Genomic DNA, 25,929 nt, shown 5'->3' with positions numbered 1-25,929 from the left:
TGAACTCGCATTTAAGGAAGTGCTTGCCTGTGGGCGATCGATTGATAAGGCAATTCAGGGCGATGATTTGCCCCTCAAAGTGAAGGACGAGACATAAAACAGTTAACCACAAGTGGTTTATAGCATTCGAGCGGACAAATAGAGCTAGCTATACTAAAGAAATCTTCCTTAAAGAGTGGAATGCCAACGACTGTACAGTTGGGATGCTTGTATCGAATTAGCTACTATTTGACCTACTCGATGCTTTAACCCATTCGTCTTGTTTGTATCGACGATTGAACCCAAAATCTGTATGTTTTAGCAGGGCAAAACGAGGAAGTTGAGTTCGAAGTGGCTCCAACTGGGGAGGTGCTGTGATGAGTTCAGTGGATTATGCGGCAATGTCATACCAGGAGTTGAGGCGTTATTTTCCTGACTCATCGAGAAGATACTGCGGCTTTTCAAGCGTATTTGGCAAGGCCTAGGGAGCGTTCATATCCTATCGTCACAACCATCAATGCCCCTAGACTTTGACAGCAAAATAGGGGCTGCGATCCAGCAGCAAATAGCAAACTATTAAAATAGCAGCACAAGCTAACGATCCAAGACAATGCTGCAAGTCTTTGTGTACGGAAGCCTGAAGCCGGGAGAACAATACTTCGATCGCTACTGTGCTGCCTATCTCACGGCAATGCAGGAAGCGATCGTCTACGCTCAGCTTTATGATTTGCCGATGGGCTATCCGGCGATCGTTCCCGGCAATCATCCAGTTCGGGGATATGTGTTTACCTTTGAAGATCTAGAAGTGCTGAACTTGCTGGATCAACTCGAAGACTATATGCCCGATCGCCCGATCGAGCAAAACGAATATCAGCGCAAAGAAATCCAGACGTTTGACCTGCATCAGCAGCCGTTGGGCTGGGCGTGGGTCTATGAGATGACCCAGGAGCAGGCTGAACGTCTGGGAGGAGTGATTTTACCTGAAGGAAGCTGGCATCGAAACTCGATCGACCACTGTTCCTAATTCACTGCCCGTTTATTGCAGCGTACTTTGCTTCATTGCCGGATTAGGGCTAGAAACGGCTGCTTTGGGGATTTCAATCACCGGGCGATCGAGCGCGATCATCAAGCCATCTTGGGGAATTGCCCGCTCAGAATTTTGAGGGGCGTTTGCCATCTGGGGTGAGCCAAACTCGCGGGGCAGTGTGCCGACCACAGAACCCACAACCAGCGCGGCGAATGCCAGTCCGCCCCAAATAAGCCGCTTCGGAGTGCGGTGCAGCTTCGCAGAAACCTGCTGAACGACTTGTTCTACGGGCTGCTCGGAAGGGGGCATCGGCAGCGCGCGTAGACCCTGGCGCAGCTTCAGCAGGCGGGCGTACAACTGCTGTGTTTTGTAGTCAGTTTTCAGCCATGCTTCGATCTGACGGCGTTCTGTAGCAGTGACTTCTCCGTCCAGATAGGCACTTAACAGCTCAAATCGATCGCGCTTTGTCAGGTTATCGCTTATAACAGACGGCAGTGGCTCAGGGTTTTGTCCCTGTTTAGGGTGGGGATTTAAGCGATCGAATTCGTCAAAGTTAGACATTTTCAGCGTCTCAAGCAGTTAGTACGAGAACCAAGCTATTCAGCCTCAAATATTGCACCCATCAGCAGGATACTACGCTAAACAGCTACCTCTATTACAGGCTAGCGATCGGGTGAGTGACATCAATAAATAGACTGTAGCGAAACAGAATGTCATGCATCGTAAAGAGCATCACAGTTTCTTTACAGTTTCTTTAGACCGCTAGCTGAGGCAACTAGTCCTCCAAATAGCCCTGAAGCTGAGACTGGAGGCGTTGTCGCGCTCTGGCAATGCGAGATTTGACGGTTCCGAGGGTAACGCCTGTGATTTCGGCGATTTCCTCATATGCCATGCCTTCAATCTCACGCAGGACGATCGTAGTCCGAAAGACTTCCGGTAGGTCAGCAATTGCTGACCGGAGCTGATCGTAAAATTCCTGCGTTGCCAGTTGCTCTGCCGGGCCCGGATCGTCTGAGGCAATCTCCCAATCCATTTCTCCGTCTTCTACGCTAAGCGGTGCATCTAATGACAAAGGCGCATTAACCCGCTTCCGCTTTCGCAGCTCGTCGTAAAATAGATTGGTCGCGATCCGGCTCAGCCAGCCCCGAAACTTTCCGGGTTCCTGAAGCCGCTTAATATTCCGGTAGACCCGAATCCACACTTCCTGAGACAAGTCTGCCCGATCAGTCCAGTCAGGGGCAAGGTGATAAAGCACCTTTTCGACATGGGAGTGATAGCGACGAATCAGTTCAGCGAAGACAGCTTTTCCAGGACGTAGACCTTCCTGGCATTGCAAAATTAGGTCGAAGTTAGACAGTTTTTCAACTGGCATAGCAGCCTGGGGGGCAATTGCCTCAACCGCTGACCAGGACACAGGAAGAGATTCGCTACTCATGGACAGAACTCGGCTCTGTGGGATTCCAGTATGATGTGACGCTGTCATTTGTGAGATGTTCCCCAATGTTAATTGAAGGTGAATAAGCAATGCGTTCGCTCTGGGCTGGAGGTTCTTAGGTTCTTAAACTGTCTGAGCCTTGGTTGGCACGATTACTGAGATCCGCTTATTCGGAAGTTTTAGAAAACTTTGAACGTTGAAAGCCAACTAATTCTAAAGATTTAGAAGGGCTTGAACGTTGCTAGCAGTATGCTGCCCTGTTAGGATGCCGCCTTGAGGGGTTGACCCTGAAGAATTCTTGAATACTTCTTATCTAACCTTCTGAAGTTTCAGAAGTTTCTGAACATTCATTATATGGAAAACTCAGTGCGGGAACAAGGTCTCTCTATAGAAATTTGTAATTGAAGCGAAAGAATTAACTTGAAGAGAAAGGACGATTTTTCCCCCGTACCAAGTTCCCGAAACAGATACCTTTGGGCGGAATGCACCAAACCCTAAGAAATCCCTTGATCCCAACGATTCCTCAATCGATCGCCTCAGCATAGCGAGAGTGCCAATCAAAAAACTGTCTCACAAAGAAAACTGTCTCACAAAGATTAAGTTTCCCCCTTCCCTCCCCTGATCCCTCATCCCCAACTCACCCCTCTCTATGCACAGCCAAAACACCACGACAACTCAAATCACCTTCCACTACCTCAACGGTCACACCGAGTCGTTTAACTTGTTCGAGTCGATCGACAATACGACTCCGCAGGGGCTACAGCTCGAAGTGCGGCACTTGCTCCAGCGCGATTGGTGGATTTTGAACTTGCCAGAGCAAACGGTCATGATCAATATTGCAAACGTGACCAAAGTTGAAGTGAAGCCCACCCTTGCTCAGCTTCAGGGAGAAGGTATTTTCTCAGACGTGGAGCGAGTGACGGCTTTAAATCGATCGCGCTAGCAGGTCTTCTACAACCCACCCTTAGGAGCAATACGATGTCTAATCAGCAGCCTCACAAAGCAACCGTTAGTCTGGTTCGGGCAGCGTCCTACGATCGATCGCCATTAGAAGCGGCTCTGCGTGCCCTGCTAGAGCCATTAGGAGGAATGAGTGCATTCGTGAAACCCGGCGATCGAGTGCTGCTTAAGCCCAACTTGCTGACCGGGGCACGTCCGGGCAAGGAATGTACGACTCGACCAGAAGTGGTTTACTGGGTGGCAAAACTGGTGCAGGAAGCGGGGGGTGAGCCTTTTTTAGGGGACAGTCCGGCATTTGGCAGCGCGAAGGGAGTTGCTGTGGCAAATGGTTATGCACCAATTTTGGAGGAGCTAAATCTATCGATTATCGACTTTCAGGGTCAACGCTACGAAACGGTGAGCAAGGAGTTTAATCACCTGTTGTTGAGCAAAGAGGCGATCGAGGCAGATGTCGTCATCAATCTGCCAAAAATTAAATCTCATGTTCAGCTCACCCTGACCATGGGCGTAAAAAATCTGTTTGGCTGCGTTCCTGGCAAGATGAAAGCTTGGTGGCATATGGAAGCCGGAAAAGACAGGGTGCGGTTTAGCAATATGCTGGCAGAAACGGCAAGGGCAATTGCTCCTGATTTGACGATCGTGGACGGCATTATTGGGCACGAAGGCAACGGACCCAGCGGTGGCGAACCTCGACCGCTTGGAGTTTTAGCGGCATCGGCGAATGTGTTTGCAGTCGATCGGGCGTTAGTGGAAGTGCTGAGTGCTGATCCCGCCATGATTCCAACGGTGGCAGCTTCGATACGGCTGGGCTTTTGTCCAGATTTAGACCAAATTGAGTTTCCTGCGCTCACCCCTGCGGAACTGCGCGTCACAGACTGGAAGCTGCCCGAAAAACTGATGCCGATCGACTTCGGACTGCCGCGTGTACTGAAGTCTACGTTTCGCCATTTCTATATTCGGTTTATTAAGGAGCCGATCGCCGCTTACGGTGGACGCTAGAACTGTAAAAAAATGGATTAAATAAGCCCCGCTTACCTTCGGTGTGAAAGTGAGCGAGGCTAGCCTTGCAGTCAATTCAGCTCTAAGAGTAACGATCGCTAGGCGCGAACGGCAAGCCGGAAAATGCTGCTCAGAATATTAAACAAAATGGAATTGACAATGGTGAGGGCGATCGCTCCCAGAATTGCACTCCAAATTCCCAAACGCAAACGGAAGCCTTCAACGAGCTTTGCAGATAAACCAAAAACAATTGTGTTGACAACTAGCCAGAGAATGCCCAGCGTCAAAACATTTAGAATTGTGGAACCTGCAATCCAACCCAGCAGCCAGTTCAGCACGCCAAACACGACACCCGCAGTCAGAGCCTTGCCCACATTATCGACCTCGACCCCGATAAAGGGAATCTTTGAAATAATCAGCAAGCTAATGGCGGTGACGGCAACGCCAATCAGAAAGGGAATGAGGAAATTCATCGAGTTCTTATCTCCTATTTTGTTGATGTTTTGTTGATTGTTAATCAAGCGGAATCGATAAAGAAAAACCCGAACTGATACAGATTTTGCTCAAACTTCAGATTTTACTCAAACTTCAGATTTTGCTCAAACTTTGGGCAGGGGCTGAACGAAAAAACCCTTCAGCGCGACGGCTCCTCCGAAGCTTGTGAAGCAATCAATGACAGCAACCCAACGGATTGTCATGCCTTTATGAAAGGAAAAAAGTTTCAAGTTAAGTAAAGAATAGACATTAAAAGCTGTCAAGCGATCGGATACAAACTCCTTGTTACAACTAATTTCCTCTCGATACTCTGCCCCCACGATCGGGTACACACTGCGGTAAGCTGATTTAGGCGGAAAAAGCCCTGCCTTTATTAACATTTCGCAGTCTTTCGAGATAACCCTTTACAAAAATGGTTGCAAGTCTTCCCCGTTCCATTCGCATCGGCTCCCGCAAGAGTCAGCTCGCCCTTGTTCAAACCCACTGGGTTCAAGCAGAACTCCAGAGACTATTTAGTGATCGCAATTTTGAAGTTCATACCATGAGTACCCAGGGCGATAAAATCCTGGACGTGGCACTGTCCAAAATTGGCGATAAGGGACTGTTTACGAAAGAACTCGAAGTCGGAATGTTGAACGGAGACATCGACTTTGCTGTCCACTCGCTTAAAGATTTGCCGACTCGTCTACCCGAAGGCTTAATGCTGGGCTGCGTCACTGAACGGGAAGATCCGGCAGATGCCCTTGTGGTGCATGAAAAGTTTAAAGACAAACAGCTTGATACGCTGCCCGAAGGAACCGTCGTGGGAACGTCTTCCCTCCGGCGATTGGCACAGTTGCGCCATCACTACCCCCACCTGGCGTTCAAAGACATTCGCGGCAACCTGAATACCCGCTTGCAAAAGCTGGATTCGGGCGAATTTGATGCCATTATCCTGGCGGTTGCTGGACTGCGGCGCTTGGGCATGGGCGATCGGGTTCATCAGGTCATCTCTTCAGAAGTGTCGCTTCATGCGGTTGGCCAGGGTGCGCTAGGAATTGAGTGCCGTACCAACGATCCGGAAATTCTGAATCTGCTGAAGCTTCTGCAACACCAGCCCACAGCCTATCGCTGCTATGCGGAGCGGGCATTCCTACGCGAACTCGAAGGCGGGTGTCAGGTTCCGATCGGTGTCAACACCACTCTCAATGGCGATTCGCTGACACTAACAGGTATGGTTGCTAGCGTCGATGGACAACGCCTGATCAAAGACACCGTAACGGGTGCAGTCACAGATGCGGAGGCGATCGGGATTCAGCTTGCTCATAAGCTTCGGGATCAGGGCGCGACCGAAATTCTTCAGCAGATTTTTGCTGAGGTTCGTCCAGAGGCTTAACCCTAAACGGCAGAATTGAGATTCTCCTTAATCCCCCTCCAAAAGGGGGACTTTGAGTTTTTAAAGAACCTTTTACTGTATGAGAGCTTTCAACAGGTTCGGTTCTCCTTTTTCAATTCTTCTTTTTCCCGAGGAGGTTAGGGGGAATCAAAGGCTTTATCAGTTCTCCTGCAAGACAGCCCCGTAGAATCGATCGCGGTTTTGTCCCTGGATTGTTGTAGATTGATAAGGACTGTAAAACTCTCGATTTTTAAGCGATGTAAAGCAGTTCCCCTTAGGGGAAATCGAGAGTCACAGGTTCTTTCATTGCAGGGGACACAAGGCGAGTATGCGGATTCTGTTTGTAGCGGCGGAAGCGGCTCCGATTGCCAAAGTGGGCGGCATGGGAGATGTCGTAGGCGCACTTCCTAAGGTGCTGCAAAAAATGGGGCACGATGTGCGAGTCTTTATGCCCTATTACGGCTTTGTCTCGGACAAAATCAAAGTTCCGAAGCAGCCCCTCTGGAAGGGAACTGCGATGTTTCAAGAATTTCAGGTCTTCGAGTCGAAGCTGCCCAACTCAGAGGTGCCGCTTTACCTGTTTTCCCATCCCTCCTTCGCTCCGCGCCAAGTCTATTTTGGTGAAGATGAAGACTGGCGGTTCACACTGTTTGCCAATGGAGCGGCTGAGTTTTGCTGGAACTACTGGAAGCCTGACATCATCCACTGCCATGACTGGCACACAGGCATGATCCCGGTGTGGATGCATGAAACACCCGATATTAAAACTATCTTTACGATTCACAACCTGGCATATCAGGGTCCGTGGCGGTGGCGGCTGGAGCAGTTTGCCTGGTGTCCGTGGTATATGCAGGGACACAACACGATGGCAGCGGCAGTTCAGTTTGCTGATCTAGTAACGACTGTTTCTCCCACCTATGCTGATCAGATTAAAACCCCTGCCTACGGAGAACAGCTTGAGGGATTGCTGTCTTTTGTTAGCGGTAAGCTTGTTGGCATTCTCAACGGCATCGATCGCGACCTGTTTAACCCCGAAACCGATCGCCGCATTCAGGAAAACTATTCTGCCGAAAAACTGGACGATAAGCTCGCCAACAAGATCGCGCTGCAAGAAGAACTAGGGCTGGAAGTCAATTCCAATGCGTTTCTCGTCGGCATGGTGTCCCGGCTGGTCGAGCAAAAAGGCTTGGATCTGATTATTCAGGTGATGGATCGCTTCATCTCCTACACAGACGCACAGTTTGTGGTGCTGGGAACGGGCGATCGCTATTACGAAACTCAGCTCTGGCAGTTGGCTTCACGCTTTCCCGGACGGGTTGCCGCCTATTTGCTGCACAACGATACGCTGGCACGACGCGTTTATGCCGGAAGCGATGCCTTCCTGATGCCTTCTCGGTTTGAGCCTTGCGGCATTAGCCAGCTCATTGCCCTGCGTTATGGCTCTGTGCCGATCGTGCGGCGAACCGGTGGACTGGTCGATACGGTGACGCACAACAACCCGATGGAGCATGAAGGCACGGGCTACTGCTTCGATCGCTACGAGCCGCTCGATCTGTTTACCAGTATGGTGCGGGCTTACGAGGCATATCACTTTAAAGACCAGTGGCGAGAGCTACAGCAGCGCGGTATGGCGCAAAACTTTGGTTGGGAAAAGTCAGCAGTGGAATACGATCGGGCATATCGTCGAGTTCTGGGATTGCCCGAAGCTGACCCGCTCCAGCCTGAACCTTCACTCAATGGCGGAGCTGCAGACGTACCGGAAGATATGCAGCCTGAGCTAATTTCTTGAGCTCGTTTCTGGAGCTAATTTCTTAAGTTAGTTCGCGTCTGGATTGGGGCTGGCACGGGTTTCCCCAGCAAATCATTTGCTCTGGCATCGATTTGAAGACGGTACTTCTTGCCCCAATTACCGCATTTGCCCCGATCGTCACTCCAGGCGCGATAAAGCAATCTGCTGCAATCCACACTCCATCTTCGATCGCGATCGGAGCCGTTTTAAGGGCAAAAGCCCGATCGCGAATATCATGGCTACCGGTGCAAAGGTAGCTTTTTTGTGAGATGACGCAGTGGGAGCCAATGTGAACGCGATCGAGGCTGTAAATCACTACATCATCGCCAATCCAGCTCCAGTCGCCAATGCTGACTTTCCACGGATAGGTAAATCGTGCGGTCGGACGAATCATGACGCCTTCCCCGATCGCCGCACCAAATAACCTCAAGAGCCAGATCCTCGGCAGATGCAGCGAATGGGGCGTGATGGGAAAAACGATCGCCTGCAAAAACCACCACAGCAAAATGATCCAGCCCGACCGACCGCGATCGAAGTGGGATTGATCGTAGCGGCGAAGGTCAACGAGCGATCGAGGCGCAACAGCACGAGATTGAGGAACCATGAGGTAGAAAAGAACAGGACTGAGGCTAGCTTTCCCGATGAACCGACCCGTTCTCACAGGGATGCTTGGGGTTTTGCAGTCCCTTGAGTTCTCGTTACAAAATGAGTAACCCGATCGCCGCTCGTCCATTTCAAAGGCAATCTAATTGCAGGCGTTATGCGAAGGACAACCTCAAAACGGGCAAATTGCGGGAGGCGACAAATGCTTTATTCTGTAACGCGACGGCTGATGATGATTGGGGTTAGCAGTATACTGCTTGGCATCGTGGGATATTGGGCATTGCAAGTTCCGCATCGGGCAACAGCTCAGTCCTCTTCTTCATCTTCATCGATGCAAACTTCGACGGTGGATTCGGCATTTGTCGCAGCGAATACACGCTTTGGTTTCAAGCTGTTTGCCCGGTTGCTAGAGCAAAACCAGGGTGAGAATGTTTTGATTTCGCCGAGCAGCGTATCGATCGCCCTCAGCATGACTTATAACGGCGCAAGTGCAGCGACTCAGGAGGCCATGCAAAACGCGCTGGAAATGCAGGGCATGAGTCTAGCGGAAATTAATCAAGCAAACCGTGCCTTGCTGGAAGCCTGGAGAAGTTCTGACCCGGCAGTGCAGCTAACCGTGGCAAATTCCCTCTGGGGACGATCGGGCATCAATTTCAATCCAGCGTTTCTGAAGCGCAATCAGGAATTTTATGGCGCAGAAGTTACGGATCTGGACTTTAACGATCCGGGTGCAATCGATCGCATTAATCTCTGGGTGAATCAGCAGACGCAAGGCAAGATCGACAAGATTGTGAATCAAATCAATCCCAACGATATTTTGTTTTTGATTAACGCGATTTATTTCAAAGGCAAATGGACAAATCCATTTAATCCTGATGAAACGATCGATCGCCCTTTTCACCAGGGAGACGGCACGACGATCACGCAGCCTTTAATGACAAAGCGGGGAAAGTTTCACTATCTAGAAACTGAGCAGTTTCAGGCAGTGCGGCTACCCTACGGCAACGAACGCTGGCAGATGGCAATTTTTTTGCCGAAACCGACCAGCAGCCTGAACCAATTGACCCAAAGCTTGAGCCATAGCCACTGGGAAACCTGGATGAATCAATTTTCTTCGCGTCCTGGTACAGTACAGCTTCCGCGCTTTAAGGTGGAATATGGCACGAGTTTGGTCGAGTCTCTGAAGGCGATTGGTATGGAACTCGTGTTTGACGATCGGCAAGCCAATTTTGGTGAAATGAGTTCTTTGCCTGCCTATATTAGCGATGTGCAGCACAAAACCCTGCTGGAAGTGAACGAAGAAGGAACCGAAGCCGCTGCTGCTACCTCAGTTGCCGTTGCCGTTCGTGCTGCTTTACCCCAGCCGCCCTTTCAAATGACGATCGATCGTCCTTTCCTTTGTGCAATCTGGGACGAGCAAACGGGCACGATTCTATTTATCGGCACGATTCAGTCATTAACCTAAGCAAAAGTAATCAAATGGGAGAAATCAGGATGGAGAACGATCGTTACGGTGAGGCAAACCTTCAACGTCTGCAAATGTTTCTCTGCCTCGTTCCGATCGTTGGTTTTTTCCCGGCACTCTGGACGCTCTATTGCAGAAACGGCACAAGGGAACAGCGTCAGACCAGTCAACTTGCCGTAAAACTCGCGCTGGGCTGGCTAGTAGGAAATTTGCTGTTGCAAGTGGGAGTGCAGACTCATCAGGCGGCGATCGTGCCTTTGCTGATCCTGGCAAGCCTGCTAACTTCGGGCTATTTCTTGACCAATCTTTGGCTGATGGTTCGGCTCTGGCGACGGCAGCCGCTCGATTTGCTGAGAAGGAATTGATTAAAGAATCGATTAAATTCCAGCTCTAATGCAAAGTTTTTTCATCGCAATGCAAATCTTCTTCTAGAATTGGGTCAACTTGGTGATAATGCGCCTATAGTTACACCAGGTATAGCGATTCTGTGCTGATTGAAAAGTTGCTGAGTGTGAAAAACTTCCTGTCGCTGAATAATTCTGCTGCCAACGCTGCTGGCAATTCACCTGATTCTCTGCCCGCTGATTTCCAGAATCAAAAACAGTCTCGTGGTTCGTCTGTGGCTTCAACTCCTGCTGCCTCCAATCAGATGGGTGCTAAGTCGGACAAGGCGGATCATTTAGAGGATCATTTAGATTCGATGAATACTAATCCGGTCTGTGTGAACCCGATCGCTGCAAATTCGGCAACCAGTCCGGGGGCAGAGACTTCGGAGAGAGTTGAGCCAGCTTCAGCAGAGGAATTGCCGAAGAAAAACGGCTTCGGGTCGGGCAAATGGCGTTGGCTGGGGTTGACGGTGGGGCTGACGGTGGTGGCGGCAGTTTCGGCTTCGGCGGGTGCGCTGCTGGCAGTAGCAATTTCTGGCACACCGCTGATGCAGAGTAAGCTCAGTGCGGAAGACGCAAAAGCGTTTAATCAGGATGAGCCGATCGCCAGCGGGACGAATTTGCAGTTACCGCAGTTGACCCGTCCGGTGACTGTGCTGGTGCTGGGGATTAAGGTGCTGTCTTCCGAGATCTCGGATCCGCCGCCTGAGGTGCGCGATTTGCGGTATCACGCCGTCGTGAACTCGTTGGATGGCTTATCAGACTCGATGCTGCTGGTGCGGTTTGATCCTCAGACTCATCAGCTTACAGTGCTTTCTCTGCCGCGTGACACTCGCACGTGGATCGATGGTGCAGGCTTAACCAAGCTCAATGAAGCCAATGTTTACGGCGGTCCGGCACTTGCTGCCCGATCGGTGACAGACTTGCTGGGCGGCGTCAAAATCGATCGCTATGTGCGAATCAACGTGCAGGGGGTTGAAAAACTGATCGATGCACTGGGCGGTGTAAAGATCAACGTGCCGCAGGATATGTCGTACAAAGACGATTCACAGCATCTTTATATCAATCTCAAGCAGGGTGAGCAGCGGTTAAACGGTAATCAGGCAGTTCAGTTTCTCCGGTTTCGCTACGACCAGTTTGGTGATATTGGGCGGGTGCAGCGACAGCAAATGTTTCTGCGAGCACTGGTAGAACAGGCGATTAAACCTGTCACGCTTGCCAAAATGCCGCAGGTGCTTTCCGTGATTCAATCGAATCTGGATACTAATCTAAACGTTGAAGAACTGGTTGCTCTGGCAGGATTCACAGCTCAAACAAATCGTCCAAACGTGAAAATGCTGATGCTGCCGGGTGGCTTTAGCTCCAGTGCTGAGTTTGAGGCGAGCTACTGGCTGCCCAGCCAAGCCAAGATTGCTCAAATGATGCAGCAGTATTTTGGTCTCCCTGCTGCCAGCAGCACCATTGCCCACACGCCGACCACTGCCCAGATTGTGGTACAAAACAGCACCGGAAACGATCGGGCAATCGATCAGCTCATGACCACGCTAAAAACGGGCGGCTATGCGAATGTCTACCTTGATCAGCCCTGGAACGAACCCTTGACGATAACTCAAATTGTGGCGCAGGGGGGCGATGTTGCCAGTGCTGAGGCAGTCCGGCAAAGTCTGGGCTTTGGGGAGGTGCTGGTCGAAAGTACCGGAGATCTAGATTCCGATGTGACGATTCGACTGGGAACGGATGTGTTTCAGCCTACTCCTGCCCTGGTTGCCGATCCCACGCTGGAACCGAAAACCATTCCTGATCCGGCGGTCAACCCTTCCCCCTCAAGTCTCACAGGTCCGGCAGATCCTCAAACGATGAGTTCGCCGTAGGTTTTTGGGACGGAGAAGCAACATATTTTTCATACGGCTCTAGCTTGCAGTTTCTCAGCCGGGTCATCCATGCCCGTAAGCGCGACACATCAACGCGCCAGCCTCCCTGTCCGAACCCGATGCCACCAAGCTGAAAGGCGTATGGACGCGGAATTACCCAGAACCAGTAAGCCGGAAACTGCCCCGCCGGAATATCAGGACGGCTTGCCAGATCTGTATGGAAATCGAGCCATTTGTAAAACTTGAGAAATTGCAGCCGATTATCCCACCAACCAATTCGTCGTACAAATTCCTGGATATAAAGCTGCTGTAAGCGATCGCCTTTCAGCTTGCTTTGATGCTCGTCTTGCAGGTCTTTGATCACTTTCTTATAGACCTCTTGCTGAGCGAATAAGCCGTATCTGCCTTCGCTTGCAACACTCCATAGGCGATCGATTCGCTCCAGGGCATCGTTCTGCGTTATTGTTTCGATCGCCTGCATATTGAGCCAGTTCAGGGAGGGATTGGGGGAAAGCTTGAGCAAAATCTCGAAGGTTATCTGGTCTGCTTCCCACCAGTCGCGCTGTCCTTCCTTGCCTAAATGCTTTTCTAATTCCTGAAAAGCTTGCTCCAGCTCCGATTGAACGATAATTGTAGAACCAACTGTAGAACCTTCCTGAGAGCCTGAATTTTTCTCCTGGGTATTCGGTTTAGCATTCGCATTTGCGCTGACCTTGGACCCAGGTTGAGATTGATTCAACGAACTATCAGCGAAAAGGACATCCGCTTCTTCGGTCACTCGCGTTTCGGGCTTCAGGTGAGCGGTTGAAACTAAGGGGCGAGACGTGCTATGACCGGGTTCAGAATTTGTGGGGTTAAACAATTCATCTTTAATTTTGTCTTCGAGAGCCTGAATGCCTGCCGAGGCAAAGGAATCTTCGATCGGCGGAAAAGCCTCATGATGGCTATCGCGCCTTGCGTCCTGCATGACTTCCCGTTCTAGCCTCAGCACATCTTCACTCCGAAGTTTGAGCTTGCGCTGAAGCTCCCACAGCTCATCCTGCACTGACTCGCTATATAAAAAAGCTCTCGAACCCTCAAACTCTTCTCGATATTTCTCAAGGTTTGCTTTGTACTGCTGCTGCTCTGCGTCCAGTGCCTCAAGGCTGCGAATTTCGATCGCCTCTATATGCTGATCGGTCAGATTTAGCGTTTGCTGCAACGATCGCAAGCCTAACTTCAGCACTTCGTTCAGCGGAAACTGAAACCGAATTGCCTGGGCAAAAGCAGCTTGATAACGAGAAATGGCTTCTGGATTGGACAGCTCCTCAGGCGTGACCGCTGCTGGCTCTGGTTCTGGCGCAGTGTGAGTCTCTGAAGGACTAGCGTTCGCGGGTGCTGCCAAATTTTCTAGAGTAGGTGCAACTGGGCTGTTTTGATGGGTCGCTTGATCGAGGTTGTGTTCAGCAAGCAAAACTGGGCTGGGATCGGGCTGTTGGGCAGACTGTGAATCTAATAGTGAATCTGTCTGCGAATCCGTCTGCGAATCCGTCTGCGAATCCGTCTGCAAATCTAACGGTAAATCCGTTTGTGAATCTAACGGTGAACTTGTCTGCAAGTCCTTCTGAAAGCTCGTCTGGAAATCCGCCTGTGAATCCGAGTTTGAATTCGCCTGCAAATCTGTCTGTGAATCCGCCTGAAAGTCTAACTGTAAAACCGATCGCTCGATCGCCTCAGCTTCCTGGCTTAATAGCTTTAGATAACGTTGTTGTCGCTCTAGAATTTGCCGGACATCAGGCGAGATTAGCCCGTTAGGAGCATAGTGCCGAACGATTTCCCGATACTGCTCTGATGCGGAAGTCATAACAGGATCTCGATTAACGATCTGAATCCTAATCTTACTCCCACTCTTCCGTTGCTTCGACTTCCCTCTGAAGGAGAGTTTCTTTCACCTCGTGCCAGTCAAGGCGATCGATCGGGGCATCAGCGGCTAATCGACCGCGATCGAGCAAGAGCATCCGGGTGCAAAACTGCTGCGCCAGCTCAAGCTGATGATTCACCATCAAAATTGCCGTGCCTTCTGTCTGTGAAAGATCGTTCAGCACCTCCAGCAAATTTTGGGCGCGTCCAGCATCAAGGGCAGAAGTCGGCTCGTCCAGCAAAAGCACCTTTGGCTGAGTCATTAATGCTCGAGCGATCGCTACAAGCTGTCGTTGTCCCACCGAAAGCTGAATCTCCGATCGCTCCAGCCACTCTTGCGGAATGTGCAGTCGTTCCAGCCAGAGCTGCATTCGTTGTTCAAGCTCGCGCTGGGGCAATTTGCGAAGCTGGAGCGGATATTTCAAAGCGGCGCGTACCGTCATTCCAAGCAATTTTGATTCTTGAAGAACCAGCACCACCTGCTGCCGAAGCTCAACCGGGGGAATTTGCCGAATTTCTTGCTGCTGAAAAAACACCTGCCCCTGAGAAACTTCGCTTAGCCGATTCAGCACCCGCAGCAGCGTCGTTTTGCCCGCGCCCGACGCGCCCACGATCGCCACCCGATCGCCCGAAAATACCTGAAATGAAACGTCTTGCAGCAGGTAATGCGCCCCAATTCCCGTTTGCAGGCTCACCTGCTCTAATTGCAAAAGCGGATTGGTTTCAGCCGATCGCATTATGCTTGCCCTAGCGCAGTGGTGATCGTCCAGGCATCGATTGCCAGCAGCATTAGGGTCAACAGCAGCAAAATCAGATACATCCAGGGCTGTGCCAGAGGCTTGACATCTCGCGTATCAATTCCCGTTTTGGCTTCCACAATCCGAACGAGCTGAGCAAAGCCGACAATTCGCATCGGCAGCAGATACGCCCGCTTACCTTGATAGGGGAACTGCTCCGTATCACTGCTCCGGCTAAGAAAGTAATAGACAATACCGCCCTGTCCGGTCGATCGCGGCTTCAACGCCTGAATCTCTGACCACTGAAGCGACCATCCCCTGCGCCATAACCAAGAAATCCAGCCCGGATAGCTCACCCGAATGCCCTGCTCGTCCACCGTCACCCGCTCGGTTAGCGCGACATACAGCAGCCCCAACCCAACGACTAAACCGATCGCCAGCAGTCGGGATGACACCGAAGCCTCGGTCACATCTGCCAGAAACGGTAGGGGCAGCGTCAGCGCAATGTAGAGCAACAGCAGTGTCAGCCGAATCAGGGGTGACAGGCGAAACACCTGCGGCTGGTTTAAATCCAGCTTAGGAGCAGTGAGGTCAGAAGCTTGAGACACGGGCGATTGAGAATGTAAAACGGTTTCAGTTTTAGTATTACAGGTTTTTCTGCATGGGTTGCTATTCTCACGATCGCCAAAAAAAGGGCAGGCAATTAGCCCACCCTGTTATTTCATTGGAGATGTAGCAATGAAACTGCTTTAGCCCAGCAGAGCTTTTGCTTTGCTCACCACGTTATCAACGGTGAAGCCAAACTTCTCCATACACACGCTACCCGGAGCCGATGCGCCAAAGCGATCGATGCTGACCGTATCGCCTTCGCTGCCGGCATAGCGACACCAGCCAAAGCTGATTCCGGCTTCCACTGCCAACCGCTTCTTCACGTTCTTTGGCAGAACGGACTCTTTGTAGGCGGCATCCTGCTCTTCAAATACTTCCCACGACGGCATGGAGACGACGCGCACCTTCTTGCCTTCGCCCCGAAGCTGATCAGCCGCTTTAACGCAGAGGGAAACTTCGCTGCCCGTGCCGATCAGGATAATATCCGGTGTGCCTTCGCTGTCGGACAACACATACGCGCCCTTCGTCGCCTGCTCGATCGACCCACCCAAGTTGGGCAAACCCTGACGCGACATTGCCATCAACGTCGGGCGGTGCTGATTCGCGTACTCCACTGCTACTTTGTAGGCCGCAGAGGTTTCGTTACCGTCAGCCGGACGGAACACCGTCAGATTCGGAATGGTTCGCAGTGAGGCGATCGTCTCCACCGGCTGGTGCGTCGGGCCATCTTCGCCCAGGGCGATCGAATCGTGGGTCATGACCCAGATCACGCCGCAGCGTGACAGCGCAGACAAACGAATTGCCGCCCGCATATAGTCGGTAAACACCAGGAAGGTTGCGCCGTAAGGAATCAAACCCGATCCGTGCAGGGCCATGCCGTTGCAGATCGCGCCCATGCCGTGTTCCCGTACCCCAAAGCGGAGGTTGCGTCCGCCGAAGCTGCCTTTCTGGAAGTCGCCAAAACCCTTTAGATAGGTGAGATTGGAGTGGGTCAGGTCTGCCGAGCCGCCAACCAGTTCCGGCAGTGCTGGAGCCAGGGCATTCAGCGTTTTTTCTGAAGTTTGACGGGTTGCCAGTGCTTTGTCTTCCGGGCTGTAGACAGGCAGAGCTTTGTCCCAGCCTTCGGGCAACTTGCCGCTGATCATGCGCTCAAACTCAGCCGCTTCGTCTGCGTACTTGGTTTTGTACTGGGCAAAGGTTTCGTTCCACTCGGCTTCCAGGCTGGCTCCGCGATCGACTGCCTGACGGAAGTGGTTCAGCGCGTCTTCGGGCACTTCAAACGAGCCATAGGTCCAGCCCAGCTTGTCGCGGGTAAGTTGAATTTCGTCGCCGCCCAGCGGAGAACCGTGAACGCCTGCCGTATTTGCCTTGTTGGGCGATCCATAGCCGATCGTCGTTGTCACCTTGATCATCGTCGGTTTGTCGGTGACTTTCTTCGCTTCTTCGATCGCCGCCGCAATCGCCTTCAGGTCCGTATTGCCGTTTTCAACGTGGATTGTGTGCCAGCCATACGCCTCAAACCGCTTGCTCACGTCTTCGGTGAACGACACATCGGTGGAGCCGTCGATCGAAATATGGTTGTCGTCGTACAGCGCGATCAGCTTGCCCAGTCCCAGGTGTCCTGCCAGCGAGCAAGCCTCACCGGAAACGCCTTCCATATTGCAGCCATCGCCCAGAATCACATAGGTATAGTGATCAACAATCGTGCTGTCGGGCTTATTAAAGCGAGCCGCCATGTGTGCCTCTGCCATTGCCAGACCCACCGCATTTGCAATGCCCTGCCCCAGCGGACCTGTGGTCACTTCGACTCCGAGCGTTTCAAAGTTCTCTGGGTGTCCAGGGGTTTTCGACTCCCACTGACGGAAACTCTTGAGATCGTCCAGCGTCACGCTGTCATAGCCCGTCAGATGCATCAGGGCATACTGCAACATACAGCCGTGTCCAGCAGACAGCACAAACCGATCGCGGTTGTACCACTTGGGATTCTTGGGATTAAACCGCATGAACTGATCCCACAGGACAAACGCCATCGGCGCAGCTCCCATAGGCAGTCCGGGATGACCCGATTTCGCCTTTTCAACGGCATCGACTGCTAGAAAGCGAATCGAATTAACACACAATTCCTCAATCGATTGGGTTGTTGCGACAGCCATGACTTCCTCTATTCAACAAACGGCTTGGCGAGATGGACAGGAGATCAGCAGTTCAAAATCTGCGTCCAGTACACGAAGACCGGATCACAAACAGTAAGTAACTATACTTATCGATATTGCTTATAGTTTATAACTTATGAGGCGAATGATCTATCCTTTGTCCCTTTTAAACCTAATACAAAACGGATTTCTCTTAAGCAGCAGGATATCGAAACCGGGAGAGGATGCCTGCAATAGCTTCTAACCCGCCTAAAGAATCGATCGCCCCACTCGTTGAGAGTAAAGCGATCGAGTCCTAAAGAGAGGAGAATCTGACGCGATGTTCTGAGTGGCAAGCTCAAAAGATTGGGCACCACAATCAGAGCAAATAACTGGTACTTGCTAAACTAGCCTTGTCCAGCCTGTGCCTGAATCTTGTCAAAGGCAGCTCCATCATCGAAGAACTTTTCCTGCACCTGGCTCCAGCCGCCAAAATTCTGCACAGTGCTTAGATTTTTGATTTTGGGGTATTCGCTGGCAAACTCCTGAGCAACGGAAGTATCTACAGGACGGAAGCCAACCTTCGCGAACTCACGCTGCGCCTCAGGGGTGTAAAGGAACTGCACAAACGCTTCTGCAACTTCCCTGGTGCCGTGCTTGTCTACATTGGTATCGACTACTGCAATGGGATTGTCGATCGAAATATTGGGGTCAGGAATCACATAGGGCAGCACTTCGCCTTTTTGTTTCGCCAGCAGCACTTCGTTCTCGTAGTTCAGCAGCACATCGCCCTGCTTTTGCTTAAAGAAGACATCAGTTGATTCGCGAGCATCTTTGGGTAGCACGGGCACGTTCTTGAAAACATCAGTGGCGTATTGCAGTGCCTTCGCATCTTCAGCGTTTTGTGACACCGAACCCCACAGTCCTAGGAAGTTCCAGCGCGCACCTCCAGAAGTTTTCGGATTCGCCGTGATCACTTTTACATCGCTGCGGGTTAAGTCTTGCCAGGATCTCACATTCTTGGGATTGCCTTCGCGAGTTACCAGCGCAATCACCGATTTCGTCACGATGCTGTCGTTGGGTAGTTCTTTTTCCCAACCTGACTCAATCAGTCCTGCTTTCTCGATTTTCTGTGTATCGAGTGCCAGTGCCAGCGCAACCACATCGGCTTCCAGTCCATCAATAACCGCGCGAGTTTGAGAACCGGAACCGCCGTAGCTCTGGTTAAAGGTTACGTCCTGGTTATGTTCCTGCTTCCATTTATTCGTAAACAGCGGAATGATCTTTTCGTAAGCAGCCTGAGTTACCGCAAAAGAGACAAACGTTAGCTCGGCAGGCTGACCTGCTGAATTGCCGTCTCCAGATGCAGTGGTTTGGGTTGTTCCGCTGCCTGTGCAGGCCGCAAGGCTAATGCTCAAGCTAACCCCAGCCAGCAGCAGCGCCACAAATCGCCGCAGTTTACGAATCTGAAACATCTTTGCCCTCCAAAATACGGTAAATCAATCAGGATACTCAACTATGGATTTGAGACTAACCGATCGCCAACAGAAAGTCCAGTAAGTTTATCGGATAAGTTGGGTATCTAGGTACACTCGCTCACCTACCCACCGACTCACCCCTCCCCAAAAAACGCTATAAAAACAATGAAGTTAGGAATTACCCGCAATGCAATTTGGACCTGGTGTACTGCCTACGTTTCTCTACTACTTCACAGCAACAGCAGTCATTGTCGGTTTTGTCACAATTCGAGGGTTGCATTTTGGTTCAGAAACAGGCGTACCGCAGATCCTGGGGGTGATCGCCGGACTGATTGCAGGGGGGCTGGGAACCTCTTTCAACCGTACGACCACGCTGACGGTTTCAGTTGCAAGCAGAAAGAAATTTGTAAATCAGCTTGAAAGTACGCTGAGCCAGATGGGATACGAAAAAACGGCAGAAGAAGGTGAGGTTTTGACTTTTGAGCGATCGGCAGGAACCCTATCGCCCAGTAAAATCTATGTGCAGCTTGAAGGCGAAACGGCGACGATCGCCAGTCGTGCCCGAATTTTGCGTCAGGTGAAACAAGCCCTTGAACCGTCAGGAGTTTAATGAGTTCCCTCAAAAATTCAGGTGTTCTGGATACTTCTTTTTTGCCGCCGTGGGGCTTACGCAATGGCTATGCGATGACGGTATTCATAGCCCTGCAAGCGAGTCGTCAGTGGCAACAGTGGACGATTGACCCTGAGCCTTCCTATCGATCCCAGATATTTCTGGGGCAGGGTAATGTGCCAATTTTCGGATGGGTGGCAGTTCCAGAGTCGCCTAAGGGGACAATCGTGGGAACTTACGGAATTACGGGCACGCTGGAAAATCAGTGGTTTCTGCAACTTCTCGGACGCAAGGCATTTGCTCAGGGCTATGCGGTCGTCTTATTCGACTGGCGGGCACATGGCAAAACAGCAGAGCTGTCGCCGACGCTCACTTCTGATGGAATCTATGAAGGGCAAGATTTCGTTCACATCGCGGCAAAGGCAAAAGCGTTGGGCTGTCCGCCGCCTTTCTGGTTTACAGGCTACTCATTGGGCGGTCAGCTTGCGCTCTGGGGCATTCAGGAAGCATCTCACGCTGAGAATTTTGCCGATTTGGGCATTGAGCCGTCCGATCTAAGAGGTGGAGCGGTGATTTGTCCCAGTCTGGATTCCCACCGATCGCTTGCCTACCTGATGAATGATCCATTGGGAAAACATCTGGAACGGGGAATCGCCCGTGCCCTTAAGCAGCTTGCCCTAGAAATTCGGCAATATCATCCGGGCAGTCTCGATCCAGCGGCGATCGATCGGGCAAATAGTATCTGGGGCTTTGATCACGAACTGGTGATTAAACCATTAGGCTTTCCCTCGGTTGAGGCGTACTACGATGCCAGTAGTCCTTTACCCCTGCTGCCTCACCTGACCAAGCCAACGCTGATTCTGTATGCAGCAGACGATCCGTTGTTTGACCCGACGATCGTTCCTGATCTCCAGGCTGCCTGCGCGTCAAATGAAGCGATCGATCTGATGTTGACCCAATATGGGGGTCATGTGGGCTATTTCAGCAGCAAAGCCTGCCAACGTCGCTTCGGCGATTGTGACCCCTGGTGGGCATGGAATCGAATTTTAGAATGGATCGATCGGCAGTCAGCCTAGGTCTGCTCAACCTTATAAAGTCCCCCCTTTTGAGGGTGTGGGGGGCTGCAAAACCTTGAACTGAGGCTGACCGTTTACTGCACGCCCTCTATTAAAAATGACTGCTCAATTAAAATACTCAGTTAAGCAGCCGAATTTGTGTGAGCGGCGATCGCATATTCCTTAAACCGCTCCAGATCTGCCATAAGCGTCGATTCAACCACCCGTCCCAAAAACAAATTGTCCATAATTTTGCCAATCACGCCTGGAATTGCATAGGACACGCTGAGCCGCACAATACTGTACTCGCCGCGATCGTAAAACCGAATTGCGCCCCGGTTAGGCAGCCCGTCAACCGACTCCCACTGGATAATCTGATGGTGAATCTGCTTGAGAATGCGCGATTTCCAGCTAAACTCTAGTCCTCCGGTTGCTAGCTTCCAGCGCGACAGATCGGGATTGTCTTCCAGCACCTTCACAGACTCGATCCATTTCATCCAGTTCGGCATCTGCTCCAGGTCAGCCCACAACCCCCAAACCTGCTCCATTGGAACGGGAACCTCGATCTGGACACTATGCTCAAGCCAATTTGACATAAAAATTTGACATCTAAAACCGGGCGTACTCTTGCATTACTTTAGCAATCGAGCGGCAGGAAAGGAACGATTCCTCCTCTAAGGTGCTGCGAACAACTAGCTTTTTTCTCTATGAGTACAAGTTCCTGTAAAAACTGTACGGGTTCCCAGCAAGCTGCCTGGAAAGATGTGTGTAAGGATGATTCTCTGTCCATGTCTCAGGGGCATCCTAACTGCATAATTCATATCAACCAAAAACTGTCGATCGCTCTGATCCCACTTAGCCATGTCTCTACTGATTCATGTCGAACCTCATCTGGCTCAGGCAAAGCCTGCTACCCCAGCCTCTGAACTCTCGCTCCAGCAGATCTGGATGGCAACGTCAGGTATTCTCACGCTGCTGCTAATCGGGCTAGCGATTTACAACAAAATCCGCACGACCAAGCTCGAAAAACAGCGGCGGTTTGAGGAATTCAAAAATCGAGAACTGCAAAAAAAGCTGAAGTTAGCACTGGGCACGATCAGCAAAATGGAGCGCAATCCGGACCTGATCCACTCCCGCGAGTTTAACCTTGACTATCTGCGGATGCGGATGGAGGAAGAGCAGTTTCACTTTACTATTGTTAATCAAATTAAAATTAGAGTCAAAGAAAAAATTACGATCGCCTTACGTCCCTCCCAGGCAGACAACGGCATTGTCGGCATTGCCAGTGCAACAGGACGAATGATCGACGAAATTTTTGATGTGGAATACGACCCATCCGGCTCACCTGTAGGAACGAATCGACGAGTGCTGTTTCGGATTCAGATCAAGCTTGCTAAGCTGCCGACTCAGCCCACCTCAACCACGATCGCCCAGATTATTGAGTGTATGGAAAAATACATGAGTCAGGGCGGTGAGGAGAACTGGCAGCCAACGATTCAGGGCAGAATTGCCACGATGCACTGGGATCAAAAAGCAAAGCCCACTCCTCTGCTGGTATTGGAACAATCAAATGAGGGCGTGAATGTTACATTTCGCACACAGCGAATTGTTAACAATGAACGATAGGTCTAGGCTTCGTCAATCATACTGAGGTTTCTTTGAGTAAAATTTTACAGACCTGAAAATTTCTGTATAAGTACGGAGCATTTTGATCGATCGTCGGAGGAATTAGGGCAGGCTAGAGTCTACAGTACGTTCAGGAGGAGCATGGCTCATGCCAGCCGATCGTCTCGGAAATCGCCTGCGAGCAGCAAGAAACTTAGGCTCTCTTGCAGCCCCCGTCTCTCTTCGAGATGCTTTAGATCGGCAAGACCGGAATGACGTTGCCCGGCTTCGGTTGAGCAGTCGCAGTACCCTAACGCTGCAAGTGAGCGGGATTCAACGCAAAAGTGCGATCGGGGTTGACGTATTTATCCCAAAATCCACTGCTGGTAAACCGTGGAAGCGGCTTCGCCAAACTAATCTGGGACAGCTCAAACCAAAAGATTTGCGGCGGCAGTTCACTTTTCTGTCGCGATCGAAAGCAACTTCAGGTAGCTCTAACACTGTAAACCTGACGCTGGATGCAGGGGAATACTATTTGCGGCTCTACTTCCGCAAAAATTCTACCGCTTATCGACTGGTGGCTAGTGCAACGCCGCTTCCGCTTCCAACAGATTCACCGTCCCCTTCTGCTTCACCTTCGCCTCCTCCTCCTGCTTCACCTTCGCCTCCTCCTCCTTCCCCGCCTTCGCCGCCAACGAACCCACCCGCTTCTCAGTCCTTTACCCGAAACTGGGTGCGTCAGTTTGGAAGCAGTGCCAATGACTATGCCTATGGAATTGCAGTCAACGGCGGGACGCTTTTTGTTGCAGGGTCTACCAACGGTAATTTGGGCGGAGCAAATGCAGGCGATCGAGATAGCTATGTCGCGCAGCTTAGCACTGAAGGATCTGCCCCAATCCTGAGACAGTTTGGGCGATCGGGAACGGATGTAGCAGCCGACATCGTCGCCGATAGCGCAGGCAATTACTATGTCTCCGGTATTGATGTAATAACAGAGACTATTCCTTTTCTGGGACCAGTTCCCAATCCCAATGGCTACGCTGTCAAATATGGTTCTAATGGAACACCGCTTTGGTCAGCAACGATCGCCACAACGACTGATATTCCAGTTGCGCCGGGTGCTGCTATTCCGGCTGCCGATGCTGCCTCGCGAATTGCGATCGACGCTCAGGGCAACGTTTATGTCACAGGCTTCCTGCGCGGCTTACCCCCAGTAGCGGGCTTCGGTCAGCCCAGTCGAGCCTTTATTGCCAAATACAACAGCAGTGGAAATCAGCAATGGGTGGTAGAACTGAATGAGCTTTCAGGTTCCAGCAGCGGCACGGATATCACGCTCGACGCTCAAGGTAATATCTACCTCAGTGGGATTACCAACGCTACGCTAACCCCTAATGTGACCGATCCGCTTACCGGCGGCGATGCCTTTGTCGCCAAATTAAACGGCAATGGAGCAAGGCTCTGGCATCAAACAATCGAGGCTCCGGGCACAAATCTAGCGGGCGGAGTCGTTGTTGACAGCGGTGGTAATGTCTACATCACGGGCGATACGATCGGTGCCCTTCCGGGACAAACGAGCGCAGGCGGCAGCGATGCCTTTCTGGCGAAGTACGATTCCAATGGCACTCGCCAATGGATCAAACAGTTTGGGACGGCTCAGCTTGACGAATCTCAGGCAATTGCGATCGACGATCGCGATCGAATTTATTTGGCCGGGGAAACGACCGGATCACTCTTTGGCAATGCCCCACTCGGCTTGTCCGATGGCTGGCTTGCCACCTTTGATTCGGCGGGAACGCTGCTCGGCAGTACGCTGGTCGGTACGCCGCAGGACGATGATGTGTACAGTTTAATCGTTGTGAACCCTGCGCCTAACGCCGCGCTCAACTCGCCGTACACGGTTTACCTAGCGGGACAAACTCAAGGAACTTTCCTAAATGGCGGTATAAATAATCAGGGTAGCTTTGATGCTTGGGCTGCTCAGTACAGCTTTAGCCCTGTTTGATGACGACTGAGAAACGGCAATTCCCCTGTTGACCTTTTGCCCCAACGTTTCCTGCATTCCCTGTTGATTCCCTGGCTGCATCTCTGACTCAGGGAATCCTTGACTCAACCTTTCGCTCAAACATCGATTCAGAGCTTTGCCCCAAGCTTTGCAGGAACTCTTATTTTGTCAATTTCCCCAAATTTATTCGTCTATGCGCCTTGACTTCTGAATCTTGGCAAGACGATCGCTCACTGTAACTTGCTATCGGTGAACGCAGCTTGCGTTTGCTTTAGGAGAAATCATGCGTAGAACTCTTTCTGACCTCAGTGCTGCAAAAGGAATTCCCAGCACGGCGGCAATTCGCGATCGAGTGAACTCCAGCAACTCAAGCGATTTATTTCGGTTTGATTTAGCACAGCCCAGCGGCATTCGCATCAAGTTTAGAAGCTCTAGGCAGGGAGCAAACCTAAGGCTAGTTCAAGACCGCAATTTCAACGGACGAATTGATACGGGCGAAATTGTGCAATCGGCTCAGATAAGTTTTCAGCAAAAAGAGGTAAGCCGCTCTCAATTAGCAGCCGGAACCTATTACCTCCAGGTTTCTGCTGGAGGACAAGGAGCAAACCGCTATCAGCTTAATCTTGAAACCAGTGCGTCGTCTAACAGCAGCTCGCTGCAAACTGGCTTACCCGCACCCCAGCCTGTGAGTGTGAGTGTGATCGATCAAATTGTGTCGCTTACCAACGATTTTCGCCGTCAAAATGGCTTGCCCCCCGTGACGCTGAATCCGCTGTTAGGCACGGCTGCCCAAACCCAAAGCCAGAACATGGCATTGGAGGATTACTTCGATCACACCAGCCCCACTGGCGTTACGCCCGGTCAACGAGCAACTGCCGCAGGCTATCGCTGGTCGCGGGTGGCTGAAAATATTGGTGCAGGACATACAACAGCTGTCAGTGTGGTGCAAGGCTGGATCAATAGTCCCGGACATCGGGCTAATTTGCTTGACCCCAAACTAAGGGAAATCGGAGTTGGGTATTACTTTATGCCAAGTGATACGGGCACTGAGAACTGGAATCATTATTGGACACAAGTTTTGGCTGCGCCGATGTAGGGGATGAGGGAATAAGGGATGGGAGGTGAGAGTGGGCGTATGTTTTGTTCTTGTGCTTTCTTTCCTCGATCGCCCATAGTAAGGTTGCCCATAGTAAGGTTTGAGGAGAGCGTGAGCAGGTTGAGAAATTGCGAGTGAGAGAGCCTGCTACTTTCCCCTACCTTACTTTGTCTTTTTTATAGGGAGTTTTATACCGAGCAGCTGAGAGAGAACTACACCTGGCAGGAAGTGTTTCTTCAGTAAGCGGGTTATACAGCTCCTAAAGCGACTGTGTACTGATCAGTCTGACCAGCGGGTGAAATGGCTCTGAACGTCCTGACGG

General features: G+C 51.2%; 23 protein-coding genes. 13 read left to right on the top strand and 10 right to left on the bottom strand.

Annotation, left to right across the window (positions count from 1 at the left end; translation table 11 throughout):
• Window positions 1–589 precede the first annotated feature (589 nt).
• Complete coding sequence (locus tag NDA02_RS04275) at window positions 590–1,003, top strand: gamma-glutamylcyclotransferase (protein ID WP_190789596.1); 414 nt, start codon at window positions 590–592, stop codon at window positions 1,001–1,003.
• A gap of 12 nt (window positions 1,004–1,015) precedes the next feature.
• Here the strand turns inward: NDA02_RS04275 and NDA02_RS04270 are convergent, their stop codons facing one another.
• Together NDA02_RS04270 and NDA02_RS04265 are read right to left on the bottom strand one after the other, a co-directional pair.
• Window positions 1,016–1,567, bottom strand: a complete 552-nt coding sequence (locus NDA02_RS04270; RefSeq protein WP_190789597.1) for a zf-HC2 domain-containing protein — start codon at window positions 1,565–1,567, stop codon at window positions 1,016–1,018.
• 214 nt (window positions 1,568–1,781) lie between these two features.
• Complete coding sequence (locus NDA02_RS04265; protein ID WP_348248720.1) at window positions 1,782–2,441, bottom strand: sigma-70 family RNA polymerase sigma factor; 660 nt, start codon at window positions 2,439–2,441, stop codon at window positions 1,782–1,784.
• A 649-nt stretch (window positions 2,442–3,090) separates the two neighbouring features.
• On the opposite strand from NDA02_RS04265, the gene NDA02_RS04260 reads away from it, so the two are divergent.
• The gene (locus NDA02_RS04260) at window positions 3,091–3,384 is read left to right on the top strand and encodes a hypothetical protein (protein WP_190791052.1); all 294 of its coding nucleotides are present in this window, start codon (window positions 3,091–3,093) and stop codon (window positions 3,382–3,384) included.
• A 35-nt stretch (window positions 3,385–3,419) separates the two neighbouring features.
• A complete protein-coding gene (locus NDA02_RS04255) occupies window positions 3,420–4,400 on the top strand; it encodes a DUF362 domain-containing protein (RefSeq protein ID WP_190791051.1) in 981 nt (326 codons plus the stop codon).
• 98 nt (window positions 4,401–4,498) lie between these two features.
• Here the strand turns inward: NDA02_RS04255 and NDA02_RS04250 are convergent, their stop codons facing one another.
• Window positions 4,499–4,873: a phage holin family protein gene (locus NDA02_RS04250; protein WP_190791050.1), complete on the bottom strand. Its 375-nt coding sequence runs from the start codon at window positions 4,871–4,873 to the stop codon at window positions 4,499–4,501.
• A gap of 434 nt (window positions 4,874–5,307) precedes the next feature.
• Between NDA02_RS04250 and hemC the strand changes: the two genes are divergently transcribed.
• Together hemC and glgA are read left to right on the top strand one after the other, a co-directional pair.
• Complete coding sequence (gene hemC, locus NDA02_RS04245; RefSeq protein WP_348254458.1) at window positions 5,308–6,270, top strand: hydroxymethylbilane synthase; 963 nt, start codon at window positions 5,308–5,310, stop codon at window positions 6,268–6,270.
• Between the two features lie 328 nt (window positions 6,271–6,598).
• Complete coding sequence (glgA, locus tag NDA02_RS04240; protein WP_348254457.1) at window positions 6,599–8,059, top strand: glycogen synthase GlgA; 1,461 nt, start codon at window positions 6,599–6,601, stop codon at window positions 8,057–8,059.
• Window positions 8,060–8,081: 22 nt separating this feature from the next.
• Here the strand turns inward: glgA and hpsU are convergent, their stop codons facing one another.
• Window positions 8,082–8,663: a hormogonium polysaccharide biosynthesis acetyltransferase HpsU gene (gene hpsU, locus NDA02_RS04235; protein ID WP_348254456.1), complete on the bottom strand. Its 582-nt coding sequence runs from the start codon at window positions 8,661–8,663 to the stop codon at window positions 8,082–8,084.
• A 201-nt stretch (window positions 8,664–8,864) separates the two neighbouring features.
• Here hpsU and NDA02_RS04230 point away from each other — a divergent pair, with 201 nt between their 5' ends.
• The 3 genes from NDA02_RS04230 (at window position 8,865) to NDA02_RS04220 (ending at window position 12,384) form a co-directional block, all read left to right on the top strand.
• Window positions 8,865–10,127, top strand: a complete 1,263-nt coding sequence (locus tag NDA02_RS04230) for a serpin family protein (RefSeq protein ID WP_348254454.1) — start codon at window positions 8,865–8,867, stop codon at window positions 10,125–10,127.
• Window positions 10,128–10,156: 29 nt separating this feature from the next.
• Complete coding sequence (locus NDA02_RS04225; RefSeq protein WP_190791967.1) at window positions 10,157–10,492, top strand: hypothetical protein; 336 nt, start codon at window positions 10,157–10,159, stop codon at window positions 10,490–10,492.
• Window positions 10,493–10,614: 122 nt separating this feature from the next.
• The gene (locus NDA02_RS04220) at window positions 10,615–12,384 is read left to right on the top strand and encodes an LCP family protein (protein ID WP_347277873.1); all 1,770 of its coding nucleotides are present in this window, start codon (window positions 10,615–10,617) and stop codon (window positions 12,382–12,384) included.
• On the opposite strand, the gene NDA02_RS04215 is transcribed toward NDA02_RS04220, so the two are convergent.
• The 5 genes from NDA02_RS04215 to NDA02_RS04195 all read right to left on the bottom strand — a co-directional run bounded on the left by NDA02_RS04215 (window position 12,344) and on the right by NDA02_RS04195 (window position 19,236).
• On the bottom strand, window positions 12,344–14,227 hold the full coding sequence (locus tag NDA02_RS04215; RefSeq protein WP_348254453.1) for a GUN4 domain-containing protein: 1,884 nt from the start codon (window positions 14,225–14,227) through the stop codon (window positions 12,344–12,346). The two genes, NDA02_RS04220 and NDA02_RS04215, sit on opposite strands and share 41 nt — an antisense overlap.
• Before the next feature lie 34 nt (window positions 14,228–14,261).
• A complete protein-coding gene (locus NDA02_RS04210; RefSeq protein WP_190792488.1) occupies window positions 14,262–15,020 on the bottom strand; it encodes an ATP-binding cassette domain-containing protein in 759 nt (252 codons plus the stop codon).
• Window positions 15,020–15,628 carry a hypothetical protein gene (locus NDA02_RS04205; protein ID WP_190792487.1) on the bottom strand — a complete coding sequence of 203 codons (609 nt, stop codon included), beginning with the start codon at window positions 15,626–15,628 and terminating at the stop codon, window positions 15,020–15,022. The genes NDA02_RS04210 and NDA02_RS04205 overlap by 1 nt, the downstream gene beginning before the upstream one ends.
• A 141-nt stretch (window positions 15,629–15,769) precedes the next feature.
• On the bottom strand, window positions 15,770–17,782 hold the full coding sequence (gene tkt, locus NDA02_RS04200; protein WP_190792486.1) for a transketolase: 2,013 nt from the start codon (window positions 17,780–17,782) through the stop codon (window positions 15,770–15,772).
• A gap of 386 nt (window positions 17,783–18,168) precedes the next feature.
• The gene (locus NDA02_RS04195; RefSeq protein ID WP_190792485.1) at window positions 18,169–19,236 is read right to left on the bottom strand and encodes a sulfate ABC transporter substrate-binding protein; all 1,068 of its coding nucleotides are present in this window, start codon (window positions 19,234–19,236) and stop codon (window positions 18,169–18,171) included.
• A 190-nt stretch (window positions 19,237–19,426) separates the two neighbouring features.
• Between NDA02_RS04195 and NDA02_RS04190 the strand changes: the two genes are divergently transcribed.
• Both NDA02_RS04190 and NDA02_RS04185 read left to right on the top strand, forming a co-directional pair.
• Complete coding sequence (locus NDA02_RS04190; protein ID WP_190792484.1) at window positions 19,427–19,849, top strand: hypothetical protein; 423 nt, start codon at window positions 19,427–19,429, stop codon at window positions 19,847–19,849.
• Window positions 19,849–20,925: an alpha/beta fold hydrolase gene (locus NDA02_RS04185; protein ID WP_190792483.1), complete on the top strand. Its 1,077-nt coding sequence runs from the start codon at window positions 19,849–19,851 to the stop codon at window positions 20,923–20,925. The genes NDA02_RS04190 and NDA02_RS04185 overlap by 1 nt, the downstream gene beginning before the upstream one ends.
• 122 nt (window positions 20,926–21,047) lie before the next feature.
• Here the strand turns inward: NDA02_RS04185 and NDA02_RS04180 are convergent, their stop codons facing one another.
• Window positions 21,048–21,500: an SRPBCC family protein gene (locus NDA02_RS04180; protein ID WP_190792482.1), complete on the bottom strand. Its 453-nt coding sequence runs from the start codon at window positions 21,498–21,500 to the stop codon at window positions 21,048–21,050.
• Between the two features lie 265 nt (window positions 21,501–21,765).
• Here NDA02_RS04180 and NDA02_RS04175 point away from each other — a divergent pair, with 265 nt between their 5' ends.
• The 3 genes from NDA02_RS04175 to NDA02_RS04165 all read left to right on the top strand — a co-directional run bounded on the left by NDA02_RS04175 (window position 21,766) and on the right by NDA02_RS04165 (window position 25,607).
• Window positions 21,766–22,530 (top strand): hypothetical protein, encoded by a 765-nt coding sequence (locus NDA02_RS04175; protein ID WP_190793431.1) that lies wholly within the window; start codon window positions 21,766–21,768, stop codon window positions 22,528–22,530.
• A gap of 148 nt (window positions 22,531–22,678) precedes the next feature.
• Entirely contained in the window at window positions 22,679–24,511 is a 1,833-nt protein-coding gene (locus tag NDA02_RS04170; protein WP_190793430.1) for an SBBP repeat-containing protein, read from the top strand.
• 283 nt (window positions 24,512–24,794) lie between these two features.
• Window positions 24,795–25,607 carry a CAP domain-containing protein gene (locus tag NDA02_RS04165; RefSeq protein WP_199296719.1) on the top strand — a complete coding sequence of 271 codons (813 nt, stop codon included), beginning with the start codon at window positions 24,795–24,797 and terminating at the stop codon, window positions 25,605–25,607.
• Window positions 25,608–25,929 lie beyond the last annotated feature (322 nt).

This window comes from Leptolyngbya sp. ST-U4, from assembly GCF_039962215.1.
Taxonomy (GTDB): Bacteria; Cyanobacteriota; Cyanobacteriia; order Elainellales; family Elainellaceae; genus Leptolyngbya_A.
This window is presented reverse-complemented; position numbering and strand designations above follow the sequence as displayed.